Source organism: Cohnella thermotolerans DSM 17683 (assembly GCF_000429825.1).
GTDB classification, from domain to species: domain Bacteria; phylum Bacillota; class Bacilli; order Paenibacillales; family Paenibacillaceae; genus Cohnella; species Cohnella thermotolerans.
Map to the genome: position 1 here is coordinate 304,645 of NZ_AUCP01000001.1, position 23,209 is coordinate 327,853.

The 23,209-nt window shown below is 61.6% G+C and carries 23 protein-coding genes; all 23 read right to left on the minus strand.

Going from position 1 to position 23,209, the window contains the following annotated elements:
- Positions 1-31: 31 nt before the first annotated feature.
- Positions 32-3,127, minus strand: a complete 3,096-nt coding sequence (gene ileS, locus G485_RS0101485) for an isoleucine--tRNA ligase (protein ID WP_027091053.1) — start codon at positions 3,125-3,127, stop codon at positions 32-34.
- Between the two features lie 593 nt (positions 3,128-3,720).
- Positions 3,721-4,209, minus strand: a complete 489-nt coding sequence (locus G485_RS0101490) for a DivIVA domain-containing protein (RefSeq protein WP_027091054.1) — start codon at positions 4,207-4,209, stop codon at positions 3,721-3,723.
- A gap of 79 nt (positions 4,210-4,288) precedes the next feature.
- Positions 4,289-5,074, minus strand: a complete 786-nt coding sequence (locus G485_RS0101495; protein ID WP_027091055.1) for a YlmH family RNA-binding protein — start codon at positions 5,072-5,074, stop codon at positions 4,289-4,291.
- 38 nt (positions 5,075-5,112) lie between these two features.
- Positions 5,113-5,382, minus strand: a complete 270-nt coding sequence (locus tag G485_RS0101500) for a YggT family protein (protein WP_027091056.1) — start codon at positions 5,380-5,382, stop codon at positions 5,113-5,115.
- 7 nt (positions 5,383-5,389) lie between these two features.
- Positions 5,390-5,839: a cell division protein SepF gene (locus tag G485_RS0101505; RefSeq protein WP_027091057.1), complete on the minus strand. Its 450-nt coding sequence runs from the start codon at positions 5,837-5,839 to the stop codon at positions 5,390-5,392.
- Between the two features lie 50 nt (positions 5,840-5,889).
- Positions 5,890-6,582, minus strand: a complete 693-nt coding sequence (locus G485_RS0101510) for a YggS family pyridoxal phosphate-dependent enzyme (RefSeq protein ID WP_027091058.1) — start codon at positions 6,580-6,582, stop codon at positions 5,890-5,892.
- 8 nt (positions 6,583-6,590) lie between these two features.
- Positions 6,591-7,442 carry a peptidoglycan editing factor PgeF gene (gene pgeF / locus G485_RS0101515; RefSeq protein WP_027091059.1) on the minus strand — a complete coding sequence of 284 codons (852 nt, stop codon included), beginning with the start codon at positions 7,440-7,442 and terminating at the stop codon, positions 6,591-6,593.
- Between the two features lie 68 nt (positions 7,443-7,510).
- Positions 7,511-7,786, minus strand: a complete 276-nt coding sequence (locus G485_RS0101520; RefSeq protein WP_027091060.1) for a YlmC/YmxH family sporulation protein — start codon at positions 7,784-7,786, stop codon at positions 7,511-7,513.
- Positions 7,787-8,121: 335 nt separating this feature from the next.
- Complete coding sequence (sigG, locus tag G485_RS0101525; protein ID WP_027091061.1) at positions 8,122-8,904, minus strand: RNA polymerase sporulation sigma factor SigG; 783 nt, start codon at positions 8,902-8,904, stop codon at positions 8,122-8,124.
- Between the two features lie 64 nt (positions 8,905-8,968).
- On the minus strand, positions 8,969-9,691 hold the full coding sequence (sigE, locus tag G485_RS0101530) for an RNA polymerase sporulation sigma factor SigE (protein ID WP_027091062.1): 723 nt from the start codon (positions 9,689-9,691) through the stop codon (positions 8,969-8,971).
- A 15-nt stretch (positions 9,692-9,706) separates the two neighbouring features.
- Positions 9,707-10,669, minus strand: a complete 963-nt coding sequence (locus tag G485_RS24735; protein ID WP_035154330.1) for a sigma-E processing peptidase SpoIIGA — start codon at positions 10,667-10,669, stop codon at positions 9,707-9,709.
- A 92-nt stretch (positions 10,670-10,761) separates the two neighbouring features.
- Positions 10,762-10,941, minus strand: a complete 180-nt coding sequence (locus G485_RS0101540) for a hypothetical protein (protein ID WP_027091063.1) — start codon at positions 10,939-10,941, stop codon at positions 10,762-10,764.
- Positions 10,942-11,915: 974 nt separating this feature from the next.
- Positions 11,916-12,224: a hypothetical protein gene (locus G485_RS0101555; protein WP_027091066.1), complete on the minus strand. Its 309-nt coding sequence runs from the start codon at positions 12,222-12,224 to the stop codon at positions 11,916-11,918.
- Positions 12,221-12,595, minus strand: coding sequence for a GntR family transcriptional regulator (locus tag G485_RS0101560; RefSeq protein WP_027091067.1), 375 nt, complete (start codon positions 12,593-12,595; stop codon positions 12,221-12,223). Before G485_RS0101560 ends, G485_RS0101555 begins: the two co-directional genes overlap by 4 nt.
- A 65-nt stretch (positions 12,596-12,660) precedes the next feature.
- Positions 12,661-13,803 carry a cell division protein FtsZ gene (ftsZ, locus tag G485_RS0101565; RefSeq protein WP_027091068.1) on the minus strand — a complete coding sequence of 381 codons (1,143 nt, stop codon included), beginning with the start codon at positions 13,801-13,803 and terminating at the stop codon, positions 12,661-12,663.
- 51 nt (positions 13,804-13,854) lie between these two features.
- Positions 13,855-15,096 (minus strand): cell division protein FtsA, encoded by a 1,242-nt coding sequence (gene ftsA, locus G485_RS0101570; protein ID WP_027091069.1) that lies wholly within the window; start codon positions 15,094-15,096, stop codon positions 13,855-13,857.
- A 187-nt stretch (positions 15,097-15,283) separates the two neighbouring features.
- On the minus strand, positions 15,284-16,069 hold the full coding sequence (locus G485_RS0101575) for a cell division protein FtsQ/DivIB (RefSeq protein WP_027091070.1): 786 nt from the start codon (positions 16,067-16,069) through the stop codon (positions 15,284-15,286).
- Between the two features lie 105 nt (positions 16,070-16,174).
- Positions 16,175-17,458, minus strand: coding sequence for a UDP-N-acetylglucosamine 1-carboxyvinyltransferase (murA, locus tag G485_RS0101580; RefSeq protein WP_027091071.1), 1,284 nt, complete (start codon positions 17,456-17,458; stop codon positions 16,175-16,177).
- Positions 17,459-17,474: 16 nt separating this feature from the next.
- Positions 17,475-18,380: a UDP-N-acetylmuramate dehydrogenase gene (murB, locus tag G485_RS0101585; protein ID WP_027091072.1), complete on the minus strand. Its 906-nt coding sequence runs from the start codon at positions 18,378-18,380 to the stop codon at positions 17,475-17,477.
- Between the two features lie 155 nt (positions 18,381-18,535).
- Positions 18,536-19,645 carry an undecaprenyldiphospho-muramoylpentapeptide beta-N-acetylglucosaminyltransferase gene (gene murG, locus G485_RS0101590; protein ID WP_027091073.1) on the minus strand — a complete coding sequence of 370 codons (1,110 nt, stop codon included), beginning with the start codon at positions 19,643-19,645 and terminating at the stop codon, positions 18,536-18,538.
- A 5-nt stretch (positions 19,646-19,650) separates the two neighbouring features.
- Entirely contained in the window at positions 19,651-20,748 is a 1,098-nt protein-coding gene (spoVE, locus tag G485_RS0101595; RefSeq protein WP_027091074.1) for a stage V sporulation protein E, read from the minus strand.
- Positions 20,749-20,796: 48 nt separating this feature from the next.
- Positions 20,797-22,239 carry a UDP-N-acetylmuramoyl-L-alanine--D-glutamate ligase gene (gene murD / locus G485_RS0101600; RefSeq protein ID WP_027091075.1) on the minus strand — a complete coding sequence of 481 codons (1,443 nt, stop codon included), beginning with the start codon at positions 22,237-22,239 and terminating at the stop codon, positions 20,797-20,799.
- 4 nt (positions 22,240-22,243) lie between these two features.
- Entirely contained in the window at positions 22,244-23,206 is a 963-nt protein-coding gene (mraY, locus tag G485_RS0101605) for a phospho-N-acetylmuramoyl-pentapeptide-transferase (RefSeq protein ID WP_027091076.1), read from the minus strand.
- Positions 23,207-23,209: the final 3 nt, after the last annotated feature.

Genomic DNA, 23,209 nt, shown 5'->3' on the forward strand with positions numbered 1-23,209 from the left:
GAAAGGCCTTTTGTCGTTCTCTGCTTCGCTATTACTTCGTCACAATCGCCAGCCCGATCGTCTTGTCGCCGACTTGCACCGTCTCCGTCGCTTCCGTCCGGCCGAACGCCACTTCGTTGACCAGCACGTTCTCCCGGAGCACATGGTCGAACGCCTTCAGCGCCGCTTCCGTCTCGGCGTCCACGTCAAGCACGAGCCCGACGCGCTGCTCGATCGGCAGATCCAGCTTCTTGCGCGTATCCTGCACGGCGCGGACGATCTCGCGCACAAGCCCTTCCTGCTCGAGCTCCGGCGTGATGTCGGTGTTGAGCGCGACCGTCAGGCCGTAGCCGGACGCCGACGCGAAGCCAGGCTTCGCCTGCTTCTCGACGAGCAGCTCCTCCAGCGAGACGTCCATCGCCTCCCCTTCCGGCGAGACGAACGCCAGCTTGCCCTCGGTCACGACCTTGCGCGCCTCGTCCGCCGACAGCCCCTTGAGGACACCCTGGATCGGGCCGACATGCTTGCCGTATTTTTTGCCCGCCAGCTTCAGGTTCAGCTTCAGCGTGAAGTCGACGAAGCCGCTGTCGTCGGTGACGAGCGTAATCCGCTTGACGTTGATCTCGTCCTTGACGATGTCCTCGTAGCCCGCCACGTCGAACGCTCCGCTCAGCGACACGAGCAGCTCGGAGAGCGGCTGCCGCGTCTTGATGCCGGCTTCGTTGCGCACGTTGCGCGCCAGTTCGACGATGTTTTTCACCGTCTCCATGTCCCGCTCCAGCTCGGCGTCGATCTTCGACTCGTCGGCGGTCGGATAGTCCGCCAGATGAACGCTGTCCCCGCCGCCCAGGTTGCCGAAGATGTCTTCGGCCACGAACGGCGTGTACGGCGCGATCAGGCGCGACAGCGTGAGCAGCACCTCGCGCAGCGTCTGGTAGGCGGACACTTTGTCCTCCGTCAGCCCGCTGCCCCAGAAGCGGTCGCGCGAGCGGCGGACGTACCAGTTCGAGAGCTCGTCGACGAACGTCTCGATCGCCTTGGCCGGGTTCAGGAAATCGTTCGCGGAGAGACCGCGGCCGACTTCCCCGATCAGCGTGTGCAGACGGGAGACGATCCACCGGTCCAGCTTGTTCGCGGACGGGCGAATCGGGTGCTCCGCGGGATCGAAGCCGTCGATCGAAGCGTACAGCGCGTAGAACGCATGCGTGTTCACCAGCGTGTCGATCACTTTCGATTTCGCTTCGGCGACGATGCCTTTGGAGAACCGCTTGCTGTTCCACGGCGCGCTGTCCGCGAGAAGCGCCCAGCGGAACGCGTCGGTGCCGAATTCCTCGATGATGTCCCACGGGTCGATGACATTGCCCTTCGACTTGCTCATTTTCTGGCCGTTCTCATCCAGCACGTGGCCGGTGGAGATGACCGACTTGTACGGCGCTTGGCCGTTGTAAAGCGTCGATACCGCCAGCAAGCTGAAAAACCAGCCGCGCGTCTGGTCGATCCCTTCGCAGATGAAGTCCGCCGGATACTGCTCGCGGAATTTCGCTTCGTCCCCGAACGGATGATGATATTGCGCGAACGGCATCGAGCCGCTGTCGAACCAGACGTCGATGACCTCCGGCGTCCGCTTCATGACGCCGCCGCATTCGCAGCGCAGCTCGACTTCGTCCACGTACGGCTTGTGCAGCTCCAGATCTTCCGGCACGTCGCCGATCGCCAGCGCGCGAAGCTCGGCGTGGCTGTGGGGCGCCTTCTCCTTGCCGCACGTCTCGCACGTCCAGACGTTGAGCGGCGTCCCCCAGTAGCGGTTGCGGCTGATGTTCCAGTCGACCAGATCCTCGAGGAATTTGCCGAACCGGCCGTCGCGCAGATGCTCGGGATACCACTGAACCGTCTTGTTGTTGGCGATCAGCTGATCCTTGACGGCGGTCGTGCGGATGAACCAGCTCTCCGTCGCGTAGTAGAGCAGCGGCGTTTTGCAGCGCCAGCAGAACGGATAGCTGTGCTCGTGCTTTTCTTTATGGTAGAGCAGCCCGCGCTCGGACAGCTTCTTTACGATTTCGACGTCGACCTCCGGATCCTTGACGAACCGTCCCGCGAGATCGGTCACGGCGTCGATGTAGCGGCCGACGTTGTTCACGACCATGAGCATCGGAATGCCGTGCTTCTGCGCGACGCGATAGTCGTCTTCGCCGTGCGCCGGCGCAATGTGGACGATGCCGGTACCGCTCGAATCGGTGACGAAGTCCCCGTCGATGACGCGATACGCGCCTTCCACCGGCACGTACGTGAACAGCGGCTCGTATTCGAGCCCGACCAGCTCCTTGCCCTTGACGTAGCCCAGCGTCTCGTATTCGCCCTTCATAACTTTGTCCGCCAGCGTGCCGGCCACGATGTACGTCTCGCCGTCCTGGCGGACGCGGACGTATTCGATATCCGGATGAACGGCCAGCGCCACGTTCGCCGGCAGCGTCCAAGGCGTCGTCGTCCACGCCAGCACGAACTCGCCGCTGTCCTTCAGCCTGAACTTGGCCGTGGCGGTCAAATCCTTAACATCCTCGTAGCCTTGCGCCACTTCGTGCGAGCTGAGCGTCGTCTGGCAGTCCGGGCAGTACGGGCTGACGCGGTGGCCGCGGTACAGCAGCCCTTTGTCGTGAATCGTCGCCAGAATGTTCCAGACGCTCTCGATGTAGCGGTTGTCCAGCGTGATGTAAGGGTCGTCCATGTTCGTCCAGTAAGCGATCGCTTCGGTCAGCTCGCGCCATTGGCGCTCGTATTCGAACACGCTCTCCTTGCACTTCTTGACGAACGCTTCGACGCCGTACCGTTCGATCTCCTGCTTGCCGGAAATGCCGAGCTGCTTCTCGACGCCGAGCTCGACGGGCAGGCCGTGCGTGTCCCAGCCGGCTTTGCGGATGACGCGGTAGCCGGACATCGTCTTGTAGCGGCTGACGAAATCCTTGATGACGCGCCCGAGCACGTGCCCGATGTGCGGCTTGCCGTTCGCGGTCGGAGGCCCTTCGTAAAAAACGAAGTTCGGCGCTCCTTCGCGATTGTCGATCGACCGGCGGAACGTATCCTCTCTCTTCCATTTGTCCAGGACGCGCAGCTCGCGGGCGCGCGCCTTCTCTTTGACGTCTACGCGGTTCATATGTCGTTCGCTTCCTTTCGTGGAGTCTGTGGAAAAAATAAAAAAACCCGTCCCGGCAAAGGGACGAGTTCGACTCGCGGTACCACCCTTGTTCCGCCTCGCGCAGCCCTTGGGCGTGCGATAGCGGCACTCGAGAGCGCAGCGGCAAGAAGCTGCGCCGCCCTGATAACGGCAGGGAATCCGTCCGCGCCTAGCATGCCGGAAGGTCCGGCCGTTCGGCGCGACGTCTCGGGGAGGATATGCCGCCATCGCTTCACGCTGGCTCGCACCGGCCGCCAGCTCTCTGACATCCGCTCATGAGGCACTTGTTCCCGTCTTCGACGTTCGTCTTCATCTTCTTCCCTTTTTTATAACGATAAATCCTCCGTTTGTCAAATCATTTGTGCGATCGACCGACTCGGACCCGCGCGCCGACGACTCGCGCATCAAACGATGGTTATCGCTGCACCCTACATGCCCGGCATCCGCATACGTTCCATACGGCCGATCGATGATAGAGGCAGGTTCGCGCACGCGACAAAAGGCCGTCCCATAGGCCCGAAAGCTGGGAGACGGCCTCCCTCGGCCATTCCTGATAAAAAAATGCGCGAACGCTACTCCAATTCGCGTACGCGGGAATCGCTTGCTTCGAGCGAATCCCAGCCGTCCTGGTTGAGCAGGTCGAGCTGCGATTCGACGAGCGCCCGGAAGCGCGCGCGGTAGATCGCGGCCTGCTTCTTCAACTCCTCCGCTTCCATCGCCACCTTGCGGGATTTGACGAGCGAGTCGTTGATGATGCGGTCGGCGTTCTTCTCCGCTTCCTTGACGATGAGCTGCGCTTCCTTCTTCGCGTTATTCTTGAGCTCGTCGGCCGCTTCCTGGGCGACGATGATCGTCTTGCTGAGCGTCTCCTCGATATTCGCGAAGTGGCTCAGCTTCTCCTGAAGCGCAGCCACCTGGTTTTGCAGCTCTTTGTTCTCGCGAATCATCGCTTCGTAATCTTTAATAATCTGATCCAGAAATTCGTTGACTTCGTCTTCGTCGTAGCCGCGAAGGCGCCGGGCGAATTCCTTGTTATGAATGTCCAATGGAGTAAGCGGCATTAACGTACCTCCCGAGTTCTTTGTCCGGTTATGTTCATTCACTCAATTCGACGGAAGACGGCAAATTCCTCCCGGGAGCTTATACAAATTTGCCGATTCGCGCGCGGATTCTCCCGCTTTTGGAGACGCCCTCCACGTTCAAAACCTTGAAACGGCCGAACCCTTTGAGCGAGACGACGTCGCCTTCCGACAGCGGGACGGACGGATCCTCGACCGTCTTCCAGTTGACGCGGCAGCGGCCGGCGCGGATCGGCTCGACGATTTTCGCCCGGCTCAGCCGGAACACGTCGCTCGCCACGCCGTCCAGCCGCATGGAAGCGACGGAGACGACCGATTCTTCAAGCTGCGGCTTCACTTCGCGCAGCTCTTCCAGCGGGAGCAGCGACGCCGTCACCGCGGCGCGGTGGACTTGCCTCAGATGGGTGCGAAGGAAGTCGCCGATCTCCTCGGCGATCAGCGCGTGGCAGCCGTCCTCGCGGACGTGGATGTCGCCGATCTTCTCGCGCTTGATGCCGAGGCCAAGCAGCGCCCCGAGATAATCGCCGTGATCAAGACCCGCGATGCGGCGGTCGCTTGAGGCGATGTCCAGCACGGCGATGCCGATCGGCTCGTCCTCGAGCGGCCGGTAGTCGGGCGCCACGATCGCCCGGCGGCGCTCCGCGTCGGGGCTGCCGCCGTCGAGCCGGATGGCGGCGTTCGGATGGCGATTCGCGAGCGTAAACAAAATATGCGCCTGGCGGGGATCGAGAAAGTCGGTTCGCCGAACTTCATGAAGCTCGGCGGCTCTCTCGACCCACTCCCAGGCGCGGTCGACGAACGGTCGCTCGTCGGGATGAAAGTGCGCGTAAATGTCGGGATGCGGCATCAGTCGATCGATTCCTTTCGGGCACAACGTGAGCGGATCTAGCGGATGAACACGTCCAGGACCGCAATCAGCCCCTGAGCGATGAAGCGCAGGGCGATAAGCGCGACAATCGGCGAGATGTCGAGAACGCCTCCGATCGCCGGAATGAACCTGCGGAAAATTTGCAAATAAGGCTCGGCGATCTTGCCGAGCAGCTCTCCGACGAAGCTCTCCCTAACCGCGGGAACCCAGGACATAAGCACATAGATCAGAATCACGTAAAAGTAGATGTTGTATACGAGCCATATAAAGCTTGCCAGTTGGTCCAAACAGAGGTCACCTCATTTTTTGATAGTCGGCTTCCTCCGCCATCATTTCCGAGATCGTTCCGGATATTTCCACGGAATCGGGCGTGCAGAGGAAAATATTCGTACCGATCTTGGAAATATGTCCTCCGAGCGCATAGACGGTTCCGCTCAGGAAATCGACGATACGAACCGCTTGCTCGCGCCGGACCCGCTGCAAATTGACGATGACGGAACGTCGGGACTTCAGGTGATCCGCCATCTCCTGCGCCTCGTCGTACGTGCGCGGCTCCGCGAGCATGACGCGGACGCTCTTCTGCGAATGAATGCTGACGACGTTGTTCTTACTTGATTGTTTACGGAGCTCGAACGGAGAAGTTTCAACTTCCTGCTCGTCTTCGATTCCCATCTTATCCCGGTCGGCCGGAGCTTCCTCTTCCTGCAAGCCCAAATAGTTCAAAAATTTGTTCATTACGCTCATGATTTTCCCTCCCGTGTGGCCGACCCGGATCGGTCCGGCGAATCGCATTGTCAGGCTTCTTCTTCTTTACCCACCAATATGCTGCCCAATCGCACCCAGGTCGCGCCTTCCTCGATCGCCACCTCGAAATCGCCCGACATGCCCATGGACAATTCGGTCAGCGGCGCGGGGAACGCTCTCTTCGCGTTCATCTGGTCCCTTAGCTGGCGAAGGCGCCTGAACACGGGCCGCGTCTCCTCCGCCTCGCTCGCCAGCGGCGCCATCGTCATGAGGCCGACAGGCCGAATCCGGTCGAGCCCGCGGAGCGCGGCGGCGAGATCGTCCAGCTCCTCCGGCCGCATGCCGTGCTTGGACGCCTCTCCGGAGACGTTCACCTGCAAGAAGCAGGGGACGACGATGTCCAGCGCGGCGGCCCGCTTCTGGATTTCCTCCGCGAGCGGCAGGCGGTCCAGCGAGTGTATGTAATCGAAACGGCCGACGACGTCTTTGACTTTCCTCGTTTGCAGCGAGCCGATAAAGTGGAAGACGGCTTGTCCGTGAAGCAGCCGCCATTTCTCCTCCGAATCCGGCCAGCGGTTCTCCCCGATGTGCCGGATTCCTTGAGATACGGCGTTCGCCGCGGTCGCCGCGGACACGTACTTGGTGACGGCGACGACGTTCACGTCCTCCCGCCTCCGGCCGCTGCGCCGGCAAGCCTCTTGTATTCGTTGTTCCACGTCGCGCATCCGGTCTTGCAAGGCCACGGAAGCGTTCACCCCTTCAGCTTGCCGAGCCAGCTCATCATCCGGCCTGTCGCGCCCTTCTCCATGCGATGCGAGAAGAACAGATCGGTCCGGCACCCGGTGCACCATGTTGTCATTTCGATGCGGCTCGGCAAAATTCCTGCTTTTATCATAAGATGTCGGTTGATTTCTTTCAAGTCGAGCCGCGCGCGGCCGTTGCCGCCATCCTTGTAAAACGTCTCTTCCGGCGCCCCGAACTCCTCCCGAAGCCGCCCCGTCAACGGCCTTACGCGCCCCATCACCGCTTCGTCCACCTCGTAGCAGCAGGCGCCGATCGACGGTCCGACGGCGGCGCGCATCGTCTCCGGACGGGCGCCGTACGTCTCGCCCATCGCCCGGATCGTCTCGCCGGCGACGTCCGCGACGGTGCCCTTCCAGCCGGCATGGGCCAGCCCCGCCGCGCCCGTGGCCGGGTCGTAAAAATAAAGCGGCACGCAGTCCGCGAAATACATGACGAGCAGCACGCCGGGCTCGTTCGTGATCAGCGCGTCCGCGTCCGGAATCGCGGATTCGCGGTCCAGGCGGCCGCGGCCCCGGTCGGCGGCGGTCACCGCGTGGACGCGGTTGCCGTGCACCTGCTCGGCGCAGGTCCACGCCGCGAAGTCCCAGCCGAGCGCTTCGGCCACCCGGCGGCGGTTGGCGATGACGTCGGCAGCAATGTCGCCGACATGCAGCGCCGTATTGAGCGTGTTGCGCGGAGAAGCGCTCACCCCGCCGTTCCGGGTCGAGAAGCCCGCCGTGACGCTCTCGTTCTCCTCCCAGACGTCCAGATGCAGAAGCGCGGCTTCATGCCGCCCGCTTCGCGGTTTGAACGGTTCCATGGTCTCCACCTCCGCCCCAAGTGTAACACAGCGGCCGCTTCGCGAAAAGGAAAGGAAGGCGCCGGACGTTACCTCCCGCCCCCTTCCGACTCTTCGGTGCGGTACGCTTTGGCGTCATCCAGCCGCACGAGCACGACGTCGGCTCCGATTTTGACGATGTTGCGCCAGGGAATGACGACGTCGTTGCCGCCGCCGAACATGCCGAAAAACCGGCTGACCGTCGGCACAACGATCGAATCGATCCGACCCTGGCGCAGATCGAGCTCCAAATCGCTGACCTGGCCAAGCTTTTTCCCATCCACGATATTAATGACGTCCTTCGTCTGGAAATCGGAAATTTTCATGAGCCGCCTCCCCCGCTTTCTCGGCGCGTCCGAATCGCTTCTCGTACAGTATATGAGCCTGCCGGTCGGAAAGGACTTCATTTTATCCCCCAAAAGTGACGTGATGCGTTGCAGCGTATTCCGATTCCTTTTGGGGGAGCCCCGATATCAAATCCCCCAAAAGTGACGTGATGCGTTGCAGCGTATTCCGATTCCTTTTGGGGGAGCCCCGATATCAAATCCCCCAAAAGTGACGTGATGCGTTGCAGCGTATTCCGATTCCTTTTGGGGGAGCCCCCGGTATCTCCTAACAAAAAGAAAAGGCGGGCGCGCGGCCCGCTTCCTTCGGTTCGGATTCAGATTTTGACGTGCTTCTGCATTTGCTGAATGGCCGACTTCTCGAGCCGGGACACCTGCGCCTGCGAGATGCCGATCTCGTCGGCCACTTCCATCTGCGTCTTCCCTTCGAAGAAACGCATCGACAAAATCATTTTCTCGCGTTCGTTCAACTTGCGCATCGCTTCCCGGAGCGCGATCTCCTCGATCCATTGGATGTCCTTGTTGCGTTCGTCGCTGATCTGGTCCATGACGTAGATCGGGTCGCCCCCGTCATGGTAGATCGGCTCGAACAGCGAGACGGGATCTTGAATGGCGTCGAGCGCGAAGACGATGTCCTCCTTGGGCACGCCCAGCGCCTCGGAAATTTCCAGAATCGTCGGCTCGCGGGAATGCTGGTTCGTCAATTGGTCGCGCACCTGCAGCGCTTTGTAGGCGATATCCCTGAGACTCCGGGAGACGCGGATCGGATTGTTGTCGCGCAAGTAGCGGCGAATTTCCCCGATAATCATGGGCACGGCATACGTCGAGAAGCGTACGTTCTGGCCGAGATCGAAATTGTCGATGGCCTTCATCAGTCCGATGCAGCCGACCTGGAACAGGTCGTCCACGAATTCCCCGCGGTTGTTGAACCGCTGGATGACGCTCAGCACAAGACGCAAATTGCCGTTGACCAATTTCTCCCGGGCTTCGAGTTCCCCTCGGGTTTGCAGAGCGAGAAACAGTTCCCTCATTTCGGCGTTGGTGAGGACGGGCAGCTTTGAGGTGTCGACTCCACAAATCTCCACTTTGTTGCGGGTCAAGGTGAATTCCTCCCGGGGAGCAGCGTTAATGTAAAGTATCTCCGGGGAAGGGGTTTTTATTCGATCAAACCATTTTGTTGAATTCCTTCCGCAGCCGTTTGATAATCCGTTTTTCCAGCCGGGAAATGTACGATTGCGAGATGCCGAGCAGGTCGGCGACGTCCTTCTGCGTCTTCTCCTCCCCGTCGGCGAGGCCGAACCGGAGCTCCATGATCGTCCGCTCCCGCTCGCTCAGCTTGTCGAGCGCCTTGTGCAGCAGCTTGCGGTCCACCTGCTCCTCGATGTTGCGGTAGATCGTATCGTTCTCCGTGCCGAGCACGTCCGACAGCAGCAGCTCGTTGCCGTCCCAGTCGATGTTCAGCGGCTCGTCGAAGCTGACTTCGGTCCGCGTCTTGCTGTTGCGGCGTAGGTACATCAAAATTTCGTTCTCGATGCAGCGCGAGGCGTACGTGGCCAGCTTGATCTTTTTCTCCGGGTCGAACGTGTTCACCGCTTTGATCAGCCCGATCGTCCCGATGGACACCAGATCTTCGATATGGATGCCGGTGTTCTCGAACTTGCGGGCGATATAGACGACGAGGCGAAGATTGCGCTCGATCAGCATGGCGCGGATGGCGGCATCGCCCGTCGAGAGGCGCTCCAGCAAGTATTCCTCTTCCTCGCGGGTCAGCGGAGGCGGAAGCGCCTCGCTCCCCCCGATGTAGTACACTTCCTCGCTCTTCCATCCTAACCGGAACAACAGGCGATAGAGCGTCAGTTGGGAGATCAGCCTTAATTTTACGAGCACTTCTTCAACCTCCTGTCATGCAGGCTGGGATGGGACCGGTTCCGCGTCGAACGCCATTCCCAGATCGGGATGCACGATGGCGCGGTACGATCCGTCCGGAGACAGCGTGCCTCCGTCCATTCCGATCAACACCCGTTTATAATCGCGGGCCGGAGAGCCGCTGCGGGCGACGGCGACGGAATCGGGCTTGAACGCCAGCAGCAGACGGGTATTCCCGTTCACGCTGCGATAGGGAACGAGCCTCAGCCGGTCACCCCAGGCGCAGCCTTCCTCCGACGCGGCGTCCAACTCCGCGACGAGCCGGTCGGCCGGCTCGTCGCGGAGCCTCTCGGCCCAGCCGGAAGGCAGACGATCCTTCCACAGCGACGCTTCCATCATCATGACCGGAATTCGCGTCAGCGGATCGTACAGCCGGTTGCCCGTATCCACCAGCCCCCGGCATTCCCGCTTCTCTCCGCCCACCGAGACCGTCACGTCCACGATCAGCGCCTCCAGCCGTCCGGTTCGTTCGGCGCTGGCCGACGCGCCCCGGAACAGCCAGACCGAAAGGGCGAACGACGCCGCGAACAGGCCGAGCTGCATATGCCAGTCCAGCAGCAATCCTCCGTCCGGGGTGAACGTCATGCCCCCCCACGGCGTGCCGGATTGCCGCAGCAGGAAGGAGAAGCCGAGAACGCCGCCCAGCGTGGCGAAGTTGACCAGATAGAACGTGGCGAACAGACGCAGCAGCCTGAGCGGTCCTCCGTAGCCGAATGCGCACAGCACCATAACGAGCGAGACGAGCACTTTCGCGCCGAAGCTGTACAGGTAAGGGACGTCCGCCAGGAACATCGCGGCGGCATAAACGGCGCCCAACCCCGCGGAGAGGGCGATGCGGCGCCGTTTGGGCCGAAGTTTGCGAGCTTTGGCGGTCGTAAGCAGAACCGTCCCGTCAATGGCCAGGTTCGTGAGAAACACCAAATCCACATACACGGTCATCCGGATTCGCCATCCTTCTTCGCCCGGAACGCCGTTTGGTCGAGGCCGGGATGGATGAACCCAGTATAATCCGATTCATCTCCGGTGTCTGTCTAATCCTGCCGCCCTTCCGTTTGTTTTTTTGTCGGCTTATTGCGGGACGTTCGCGTCCCTTCCCGAACGTCGGATGCCGCTTCCGTCTTCTCGGGCGTCTCCGGCCCGATCTCGTTCGGCCGCTTCTCGATCGCGCCGCTGCGTTCGACATCGACGCCGTTCTCGTCCCCGCCGCGCATGGCGTGTGCTGGGCCAGGCTGGCGTAAGGAGGCTCCTATTAGCGAGACTCTTCGGCGTGTTCCCGGTCATCAGGCTGAACGAGGCTGAAATTGTGGGACGCATCGGCGCAATCTCTGCGGAAGCGACGAAAGAGATTCAGATACTGAAACACATCGGCGTATGGGCGTCCGAAATGGCTAAAGTGACTCAACTGCTGACACTCTTCGCCGCATTCTCGGCCGAAACCGCCAAAGTGACTCAAATGCTGAGACTCTTTAACGTGTTCCCGGCCACAACGGTCAAAGCGGCTCAACGATTGAGACACATTGGCGCACACCCGCCGCAACAGGAAAGGGGCCGCCTCCAAACGGTCGAAGTCGACCTTCGGAGACAGCCCCGGGAGAGCGGCCTGAGCCACCCGAACAGATCGTCCCGGCGTCCGAAATACGTGCAGAGCACGGCGCCGACGCCAAGGAGCGTAATCACAATCGCCAACAGGGCGAACAGCGAGGCGCGTCCGAATCTTCGGTGCCAAGCGGCGAAGACGAGGCCGAGAAAGAACAAGTTCAGAAATAGAACGAACATCATCCAGACCCATCCGCAACCCGGACGTCGCTAAGCCACGGAATCCGGAAATAGTCCAGTTTAACGCCCCAGCCGCCCGTAGCCTTCTCCGCAACGGACAGCAGACTCAGCAAAAACGCATAAATCGCGCTCAACACGGCGCCGGCAACGGTCGTTCCGAGGAAGAAATTCTTCCTTCGCACACTGGAGCCCTAGCGCAAACGGGAACGTTTGCGAGATCGTCAGCACGCCGCATACGAAGAGGTAGATGAAGATGCTTCCCAAACCGCCGCTGGAAAAGCCCATCTGCTCGCGATGAGCACGCCGATAATCAAATTTACGAGAAAAGAAAAGAGGAGAATGGACCAGGGCACAATCATCCAAAACGTTTTGTCCCGCAGATGCATGCGTACGACGCCTTCAATCCGGTTCATGCGCGATCCCCTGCCTTTGCCGTCGAAATCCCGTCTTTCGTCAAATAAACGATCAACTGCCGCAGCGACGCCGTCGCAAATTCCAGTCCCGCCCGTTCGGCCTCCTCGCGGTCGCGCCGGGCTCCGGTCTCGGCGCCCATGACGACGGCGGACACCGAACCGCCGAACGGTTCGCGGTGAAGCTCCCGCTTGCCCCGAACGAACGCGTCGACTTTCGCCGCCGGCCCCGTCACGGTATAAGCCATGCCGCGCAGCCGGTCGGTCTCCGTTTTGCGAAGCCGGTTCACTTCCACAATCGCGTTCATCGGCCGTTCTCCCCTCTTCGAATCATATTCGCCAATTCGTCCTTCGTAATCCCGAGCTTCTCCGCTTCCCGGAGCATCGACAAGGCGTACTGATCGTAAAATTGTTCCTTGCGCTTCTCGATCAGTACGGCGCGAGAGCCTTCCTTGACGAACATGCCGATCCCTCTCTTCTTGTACAGAATGCCTTGATCCACTAGCTGGTTGACGCCCTTCGCCGCCGTCGCCGGATTGATCTGATAGAAGGCCGCAAATTGGTTCGTCGACGGCACCTGCGTCTCTTCGGGCAACGTCCCGTCGATAATGTCGTTTTCGATCTTCTCCGCGATCTGGATAAAAATCGGGAGCTCGGAGGGGATTCGCTTCAAAAGCAAAGAAGCCTTGCTCCGAGACGATCGGAGCAAGGCCGGATGAGTAGCTATGCGGAGGAGCGGAAGGTTTAGCGGTCGCCGCGGGGACGGTTGCGCAGGAATGCCGGGATGTCCAACTGGTCGCTGGGCAGGTTGTTGCTGCCGAACGGCCGCAGGTTGCTGCCGGAGTTCGCGGAACGCGTATCGTGCGGCTCCGGCGGCTGCGGATGTTGATGCTGGTGCTGAGGCGTCGTCTGAATGCGGCCGCGGCTTTGCACCTTGTTCTCGAAGCCGGTCGCAATGACCGTCACTTTGATCTCGTCCTTCATGCTGTCGTCGATGCTGGCGCCGAAAATCATGTTCACTTCCGGGTCGGAAGCGGCGATGACGATCTCGGCGGCCTCGTTCACTTCGAACAGCGAGAGGTTGGAGCCCCCGGTAATATTCATAATAATGCCGCGCGCGCCTTCGATCGACGTCTCCAGCAGCGGGCTCATGATCGCTTTCTTCGCCGCTTCCATGGCGCGGTTCTCGCCGGAAGCGACCCCGATGCCCATCAGCGCCGAGCCGCGCTCGGTCATGATCGTCTTCACGTCGGCGAAGTCGAGGTTGATGAGTCCGGGAACCGCGATCAGGTCGGAGATGCCTTGCACGGCTTGCTTGAGCACGTTGTCCGCTTCGCGGAACGCTTCCATCATCGGCGTCTTCTTGTCGACGATCTCCAGCAGCCGGTCGTTCGGAATGACGATCAGCGTGTCGACTTTCTCCTTGAGCGCTTCAATGCCTTGTTCCGCCTGCGTGGACCGCTTGCGGCCCTCGAAGGTGAACGGGCGCGTGACGACGCCGACCGTCAGCGCTCCGGCTTCCTTGGCCAGCTCGGCGATGACCGGAGCCGCGCCGGTTCCGGTGCCTCCGCCCATGCCGGCGGTGACGAAAATCATGTCGGAGCCGCGCAGCGAGTTCATGATGGCTTCGCGGGACTCTTCCGCCGCCTTCTTCCCGACTTCCGGATTGGCTCCGGCGCCGAGGCCGCGGGTCAGCTTGTCCCCGATCTGCAGCTTCTGTTCCGACTTCGTTAAGTGAAGCGCCTGGGCGTCCGTGTTCACCGTAATAAACTCGACGCCCTTGACGCCGTTCTCGATCATTCGGTTGACCGCGTTGCTGCCGCCGCCACCGACGCCAATGACTTTAATTTTTGCGAGCGGCTCCATTTCAAAATCAAACTCCAACATAATTCCAAATTCCTCCTCGCATCGCTATCTGAATCTCTTCTCAGCGGCGGCTCATATGAATTCTTTGAACATGTTCTTGACCCATTCCAATATTCCGGGCTTCGTAGCGGCCCCCGCCGCCGGTTTGCTCTTCGCCTGACGCTTGGGAGCAGCCGGTCCTCGGGTGCGGACGTATTTCGTGACGTATTGAATCATGCCGACGCCGCTGCTGAACGAAGGATCGCGAACGCCGATAAAGTCCGGCACCGCAATCCGAACGCTCGATTCCAATTCGCTTTGCGCGAGGGGGAGCACACTGGGCATAGACACCGATCCGCCCGTCAGGACGTACCCGTTGAGCTTGTCCAAATAACCGAGCCGCTTGACTTCTTGGCGGATCATCTGGAAGATCTCCTGCATGCGGGGCTCGATGATGGCCGCCAGATCGTATTGGGAAAATTCCTTCTCCACGTTGCTGCCGACGCGCATCACCTTGAACTTCTGGTCGTCCGCGGCGTCCTCCGTACGGGCGCAGCCGTACTTGAGCTTGATCTTCTCCGCATGTTCGGTCTGCGTCTTGAGGCCGTAGCAAATGTCGCTCGTCACGTAGTCGCCGCCGATCGGAAGCGTGGACACGGCGGCCAGGCTGCCGCCTTCGAAGATGGCGAGCGTCGTAGCCCCCGCGCCGATGTCGGCAAGCACCGTTCCCATCATCTTCTCGTCCTTCGTGAGCGCCATCATGCCGGACGCCAGAGACATGAGAACGATCCCGGCAATCCGCAACCCCGCCTTCTCGACGCACCGCATCAAGTTATGTACGGCCGCTTTGGTTCCCGTAATAATCGTGCACTCGACTTCCAGACGCACGCCGATCATGCCGCGAGGATCCTGAATGCCGGCCAAGCCGTCGACGAGGAACTGCTTGGGCAGCAAGCCGATAATTTCCCGCTCCGGCGGGAGCGCGACGACTTTGGCCGCCTGGAGCACCCGTTCGATGTCTTCTTCCCCGATCTCCCTGTCTTCGTTCGACACGGCGACGACGCCGTGGTTGCTCTGCAAAGCGATATGGTTGCCGGCGATGCCGACATATACTTCGCCGATCGTAATCCCCACCATGCGTTCGGCGTGGTCGACGGCGTTTCGGATCGATTGAACGGTCTGGTCAATATCGACAATGGCGCCTTTGCGGATGCCCTCGGAATCCGCGGAACCGACGCCAATGATGTTAATGGCCCCGTTGCTGATTTCCCCGATAATCACCCGGACTTTCGACGTGCCGATGTCCAGGCTGACGATGAGGTCGTTGCTGCTCAACCGGTGGCACCTCCAATTGATCGTTGAAAATAGCTGCGAAATGGGATGCTTCCTCTACATATTCAACATCTCCGAGGTTTTCCCTCTTTTTTCAACAAAAATTTTCATGTTTCTCATTCTTATTTCTCAAATCCCTCAGCAGGGATGATCGTGCAGCCGATATTTGAAATTCTAGCATTGTTTCGGGCTATTGAGTAGAGCCCTTTTCCTTATTATTATCGGCTTCCGCGGAGTTTTGGAGCGCACTTTGTGCCGAATAAGGCATATAAGTGTCCGCTTCCAGCAGAACGACCTTTCCGGGCTCCCGATTCTCTACGATCTCGCTTAATATATTCGCCTTCTCGGGCAGAAGGCCGATCGTCGTGACGACTTCGAATTTGGACCGCGTATACAGTTTGATCCGATCCGGGTAAGCCTTCGAAGCGTCGGGCGCAATTTGGGAAAAGTCGCCAAGCAGCGCAGGCCGCAAACCGCCGAGCGCAGCGCACAAAGCCGCGCGATTCGGATCGTTCGCGCTCCAGCCCGTCAGAACCGGCATGTCCGGCAGCGCCTCCCCTGCGTCCAGGGGGACGGACAGGCCGTTCGCCAGTACGACCGACGATTGGCCGGATCCGTCCAGTTCCACGGCGACTTCGGGATATTCCTCGACGGCGACCGTGAGCTTCCCCGGGAACGTCTTGGTCACCTTGACGGACTTGACCGCTCCAAGCGACTTGACCTTGCGCTCGAGCGCTGCCGGACTGCCCCGGAAGTAAGAATCCCCCGTCCGAACGCCGAGCGCTTGCTCGACCTCCGCTTTCTTCACATGCTTGAGCCCCGTCACTTCGATATCGGTGATCCGCGACAGCGAAGAGCGGAAAAACAGGACGACCAGCGCGATGACGAATAACGAGATCACGATGCCGAGCAGCTTGCCGACCGGCCGCCGCTTCTCTACAACTTCCCGCTTGAGCGCGGGTATCCGTTCGGCCATGCCGTGCTCCTCCTTTCGCGGGCCGGTTCTTCCGAAGACGCTTGTCCGCTTGCGCGGTAAAAAAAGACCCCACCAAAGGATCGTTCCGCTTCAGCGGGGGATGAATTATCGATGCGAGCCTGCCGCAATCCGCTCGAACGGTTGGCGAACGATTTCCCCGCCCAATCGTCCGAACATGTTCTCGATCCGGTCGTAACCCCGGTCGATATGATGAACGTGCTCCACCACGGTCCGGCCTTGGGCGGCCAATCCCGCGATGACGAGCGCGGCTCCGGCCCGAAGGTCGGTCGCTTCGACCGTCGTGCCGTAAAGCTGGGGAACGCCGCGGATGAACGCAGTGTTCAGGTCGAGCCGGATATCGGCCCCCATGCGGCTCAATTCGTCGACGTGCTTGAACCGCCCTTCGAACACCGTCTCCTTCACGATGCTGACCCCGTCGGCCAAGGCAAGCAAAATCATGAGCTGCGCCTGCAGATCCGTCGGAAACGCCGGGTACGGCGACGTGACGACCCGATCGACCGCGCGCGGACGGCCTGCGGCGCCGATTCTCATTATAGCATTCTCTACTTCGATGTGAACACCCGCGCGCCGCAGCACGTGAATCAGCGAGGTCAGATGGCCGGGCTGCGTTCCCTCGAGCGTCACGTTGCCTTTCGTCGCGGCGGCGGCCACCATGACCGTGCCCGTCACGATGCGGTCGGGAATGATCTCGAAATCGCAGCCGGACAAGGAAGACACCCCGTCGATGGTGACGGTATCCGTTCCCGCTCCCTTGACCTGGCCGCCCAGCTCGTTAAGAAACCGCTGCAAATCCTGGATTTCCGGCTCCCGCGCCGCACCGACGATCGTCGTCCGGCCTTTGGCGAGGACGGCCGCCAGCATAATGTTCTCCGTCGCGCCGACGCTCGGAAAATCGAGGATAATCTCCGCGCCGACGAGCCGTTTGGCCTTGCACACAATCCGGCTGCCGGTCTCGCGAATGTCGGCGCCGAGCGCTTGCAGCCCGCGCAGGTGCAGATCGATTTTCCGCTCCCCGATGGCGCAGCCTCCCGGCTGGTACACCTCGACTTCCCCGAAGCGAGCCAGCAGCGGACCCATCAGGAACACCGACGACCGCATCAGGCGCATCAGGCTTTCCGGCACGTGCGAGGAGGAAGCGGTGGAGCTGTCGACCGTCACCCGGTCGCCTTCGTGCAAAGTCTTGCAGCCCAAATCTTGCAAAATATGAAGCATCACTTCGATATCCAACAGTCGAGGAACGTTGCGAATCGTCACCGGTTCTCCCGCAAGCACGCTGGCGGCGAGAATCGGCAGAGCGGCGTTTTTGGCTCCGTGGATGCGTATGGTGCCCGAAAGCGGCTTGCCGCCTTCAATCACCAGTTTGTCCAAGGGTTTCACCTCCGGATTACCGCTCACCCATCAGGAGAACCTCCGGCACCAATCGAATTCCGAATCGGTCTTCCACGGTGCTCTGAATCCGGCGAATGAGGGTGAGGACGTCCTCGGCCTTGGCATCGCCATGGTTTACGATAAAGTTGGCGTGCAGAAGGGAGACTTCGGCGCCGCCTTCGCGGGCGCCCTTGAGACCGGCGGCTTCGATCAGCCGGGCGGCATGATCGTTCGGCGGGTTGCGGAACACACTGCCCGCGCATGCCATCTGCAGAGGCTGCGTGCGCCTGCGGCGATCTTTGTAGGAAGCCATCGCGGCGGCGATCTCCTTGCGGTCGCCTTTCCGCAGCTGGAACGTCGCTTCTGTCACGATGCCGCGGCGATCCTGCAGAACGGAGCGGCGATAATCGAAGGCCATCTCATCCTTTCCGTACGTTTCCAGCGTTCCGTCCTCCCAGACGATGTCGGCCGACTTGAAGATGCGTGACACGTCCGAGCCGTGCGCTCCGGCGTTCATATAGACGGCTCCCCCCACCGTACCCGGAATTCCTCCCGCGAATTCCAGTCCGGAGAGCCCTTCCTTGCCGGCCACGACCGACAGCTTGACGAAGGAAAAGGAAGCGCCCGCCCGGACGGCGCTGCCGTCGAACTGCGCGAAATCAAAGCCCGCGCCCAGTTTGACGACGGCCCCCCGGACGCCCTTGTCGGAGACGAGCGTGTTGGAGCCCCGGCCGAGCACCGTCCAAGGAACGCCGTGCCGGTGCAGGACGCGAATCGCCGCGGCCAATTGTTCTTGGGAATCGGGAACGAGGAAGATGTCCGCGGGTCCGCCGATTTTCCAAGTCGTATGTCCGGCGAGCGGTTCGTTCAAGCTCACGCGGCCGACTCGGGCTTGTTCCAGTTCCGCGACCAGCTGTTGCATAAATGTTCCCCCTTGCCCCTGAATTGGTTCGGCTTCGCTGCTCCGTTCGCCGCTCGCGCAAGCTCGACTATCACGATCACGCTGTATCTTATGTCGAAGCTGACGGCGAGGTGACAAACGCCCAGCAGCCAAGCCGTGCCCTTCTTTGTGCAGCTTTATTTGCGCTTCATCGCTTGAAGCATCTGTTCGTAAATGGCGGCCGCCGCCCCCGGCATGCCGAGGCTTCGCGACACCCGCGCCATCCGTTCGCGCTTCGCCGGATCCCGCACGATCTTCGTCACGGCGGAAAGCAGCGACTCGCCGTTCAAATCCTTCTCCAGAATCATCTCCGCGGCTCCGGCGGCCGCCAGGCTCTCCGCGTTCGGCTGCTGATGATTGTTCGTCACGTTCGGCGACGGAATCAGGATGGCCGGAACGCCGAGCGACGTAATCTCGGCCAGGGAGGAAGCCCCCGCCCGGCTGACGACGAGCGAAGCCGCCGCCAGCACCTCCGGCATGTTGTGCACGTAAGGAAGCGTGTGAACGCGCGGCTTGACGGCGGCCGGCAGCTCGGCCAGCCGCGTCTGTGTCTGTTCGAAGTACCGTTCACCGGTCACGAAAACAAAGTGGATGCCGTCCAGGTCCGCGAGCCCCGGCAGCATCGCCGAGATCGCTTCGTTGACGGCTTGCGCGCCCCGGCTGCCGCCGACGGCGAGCACGAACGGGGTGCCCGGCGCAAGGCCCAGCGAGGCGAAGCCTTTGGCCTTGTCGGCTTTCGCCACCGCGGAAGCGACCGGATTGCCCGTGTGCTTCACGTTGCGGTGGCGCGAGAAGTGCGGCAGGGAGTCGGCGAAGCTGACCGCCACCGCGCTCGCGTACCGGCTTAAAAATTTATTCGTCAAACCGGGCACGACGTTCTGCTCGTGAATAAGCGTCGGAATGCCGAGCCGCGAGGCCGCGTACACGACGGGGCCGCATACGTACCCGCCCGTGCCGACCACGATGTCCGGCTTGAACCGGCGAAGCAGCTCCTTGGAGCGGCGAACCCCTTGCAGGAACCGGACGATCGTCCGGACGTTCTCCATGGACAGCGACCGGCGGAAGCCGGAGATGTCGATGCTCTCGAACGGCAAGTCCGTAGGCGGAACGATGCGGCTCTCGAGCCCTTTGGCCGTGCCGATGTACAGCAATTCGCTATCCGGCTCATGCTCTGCCGCTTCGCGGCCGATCGCAAGCGCGGGGTAAATGTGGCCGCCGGTGCCTCCGCCGGTCAACACTAGACGCATTCCAGTCACCTCGTATAACGGGATAGATTAAGCAAAATGCCGAGCGCCGTCAGCAGCAGCGTCAGCGAAGAGCCACCGTAGCTGACGAGCGGCAGCGTAATGCCCGTCACCGGCAGCAGTCCGATGACGACGCCGATGTTGATGAGCACCTGGGTGGCGATGATGCCGACGATGCCCGCGGCGAGAAAGCTGCCGAACGGGTCGGAGATCGTAATGGCGGTGCGGATTCCCCGCCAGATCAAGAGCAGGAACAGCAGCAGCAGCAGCGATCCGCCGATAAAGCCCAATTCCTCCGCGAGAATGGAGAAAATAAAGTCCGTCTGGGGCTCGGGCAAATAATTGTATTTCTGCCGGCTCATGCCGAGGCCGAGGCCGACGAGCCCGCCCGGCCCGATGGCGTACAGCGACTGAATGGCCTGATAGCCCGCGCCTCGGGGGTCTTGCCACGGATCGAGGAACGCCGTGATCCGCTGAAGCCGGTAAGGGGCGGCGGCGATCAGGCCGACCAGTCCGGCCACGCCGAGCAGGCCGAGACCGCCGAGATGCGACAGCCTCGCGCCCGCAACGTAAATGACGAGCAGCGCGGCACCGATCATGACCGCTCCCGTGCCGAGGTCCGGCTGGAGCATGATGAGCCCGAACGCGGTGCCGAGAACGGCGAGCGGCGGGAGCAGGCCGCGGGTGAACGAAGTCATCAGATTCTGGCGCTCGGACAGCAGCCGGGCGAGATAGAGAATCATCGCGAGCTTCATGAATTCGGACGGCTGGATGCCCAGGCTTCCGATGCCGAGCCAGCTTCTGGCGCCGCCGCGCACGACCCCGATGCCGGGAATGAGCACGACGACGAGCAGCGCGAAGCAAATGATCAAACCCGGCAGCGCCCATTTGCGCAAGCGGGAGTAGTCGACGTTCATCGTCGCGAACATGGCGGCCACTCCGATCGCGGCGAACAGCAGCTGGCGCTTGACGTAATAAAACTTGTCGCCGTAATCGTGGAAGGCCGCGACGGCGCTGGCGCTGTACACCATGACCACGCCGATGGCCAGAATGCCGAGCGTGGCCGCGATCATCCAGATGTCGGGAGCGGAACGGGATTTGACCATGGTACCGGACACCTCACGTGTACGAAGAAGTGGGGACGAGCCCCCTTCTTACAACGTATGCGCCGATTCCTTAAAAATGCGGCCTCGAACTTCATAGGACGGGAACATGTCCCAGCTCGCGCAGGCGGGCGACAGGAGCACGGTGTCTCCCGGCTGTGCGAGCGCGGCGGCTTCCCGGACGGCGAGGCGCAGCGTATCGGCGGCATCACCCACAGGTTCGACGATTTTCACCGCCGTTAAACCGGCCGCCTCCGCCACCTTCCGAATCTTCTCTCTCGTCTCTCCGAGCGCGACAACCCCTTTGAGCCGGTCCCGGAACACGGGCAGCAGCTCCATATAATCGGAGCCCCGGTCGAGCCCGCCCGCGATCAGAATGAGCGGGGACGGCAGCGAGGCGACCGACATGGCGGTCGCCGTCGGATTGGTCGCTTTCGAGTCGTTAAAATAGCGAACGCCGTGGAATTCGCCGACGAATTCGAGCCGGTGCTCGACGCCGCGGAAGCTCGTAAGCGGCTCCCGCAGCGCGTCCGGCTCCGCGCCGGCGGCCAGCGCGACGGCGACCGCCGCGAGCGCGTTCGCCGCGTTGTGGCGGCCGGGAATGCCGACCCGGTCCACCGGGACGATGCGCCGCTCGGAGCCGTCTCCGGGGCGGTAGACGATCCACCGCTCCGGCCCGGCCGTCTCCGGGACACTCTCGCCCGGCTTCGCCGGCGGGAAGGGCGGCTCCACGGCCACGCCCGTCTCCAGCCGCTGCGTCAGCGAGAACGGGAGCTTGCGGGCCGCTGCGCCTTGGACGACTTCGGCGCACACCGGATCGTCCGCATTGTAGACGGCGGTGTCGTCCGCCGTCTGATTGGCGAACAGCTTCGCCTTCGAGCCGACATAATCCGCCATCGTGCCGTGATAATCCAGATGCGTCTCCGCGAGATTGAGCAGGCAGGCGATGCGGGGACGGAACGCGTTCGTCCCCTTCAGCTGGAAGCTGCTCAGCTCGGCGACAAGCCAGTTGTCGGCCGCGACCTCCTGCGCCGCGTCGCACAGCGGACGGCCGATATTGCCCGCGACGACCGGCTTTAATCCGGCGGCCTCCAGCAGCGCGCCGGTCCACGTCGTCGTCGTCGTTTTGCCGTTGGAGCCGGTGATGCCGATAATCGGGGCCTTCGAGATGAGCCCCGCCACCTCCACCTCCGTCACCGTCTCCACGCCGAGCTCGGACGCCCGGCGAACCGGGTCCGCGGCGTACGGAATGCCGGGATTTTTGACGAGCAATGCCGTATCCGGCGTCACCAGATCGTCCGGATGGCTCCCGCATACAACAGAAATGCCCAAAGCCTCGAGTTCCTCGGCTTCGGGACATTGCTCCCTCGGTTTGCGGTCGTTGGCGATGACGTCCGCCCCGATTCCATGGAAGAGCTTGGCGGCGGCGACGCCGCTTCTTGCGAGCCCGAGGACGACGACGCGCCGTCCCCGGTAGTTGTCCAAAGATTTCATGTTTTTATAGCCCCTTGTAAAGGATCAAACCGGCGGCGGCAAACGCGAGCCCGACCGCCCAGAACACCGTGACGACGCGCCATTCGGACCAGCCGGACAGCTCGAAGTGGTGATGGATCGGGCTCATCTTGAACACCCGCTTGCCCCGGGTTTTGAACGAAGCGACCTGAATGATGACCGACAGCATCTCCATGACGAACACGCCGCCGATCAGGATGAGCAGAAGCTCCGTCTTCGTCAGAATCGCGACCGCCGCCAGCCCTCCGCCGATGCCGAGCGAGCCGGTGTCGCCCATGAACACCTTGGCCGGGTGCGCGTTATACACGAGAAACCCGAGCACGGCGCCGATCATCGCCGCGGAGAAAATCGCCGATTGCGGCTGGGCCGCTTGCAGCGCGATGAGCATGTAGGCGCCGAACGCCAGGGCGCTTGTCCCGGACAGAAGGCCGTCCAGGCCGTCCGTGAAGTTCACGGCGTTGCTGGAGGCGAAGAAGATGACGATGACGAATAAATAATAGCCCCATCCGAGATCGAGCGTCCCGTGCACGCCGGGGAATCCGATCGCCGTGCTGTGTCCCATCCGGTGCAAAATGACGCAGAACAGAATGGAAAACAGCAGCTGCCCGAACAGCTTCTGCTTGGCCGTAAGGCCCAGGGAACGCTTCATGACGATCTTGATGTAGTCGTCCAGGAAGCCGACCAGCCCAAAGCCCAAGCAAGCGACGAGGAGCGCCCAGAAGGCGAGGCCCCGGTCGGAAAATTTCAGGAACGCCAGCGTCAGCGCCAGCAGGATGATGACGCCGCCCATCGTGGGGGTTCCGCTTTTTTTCCGGTGCGATTGCGGTCCTTCTTCCCGAACCTGTTGTCCGAACTTCATCCGACGGAGCACGGGAATGCACAGCGGACCGAGCAAGGCCGCCAGCACGAAGGATACGCCTAGCGTCCATAACGTCGATGCGTAGTCCATAAG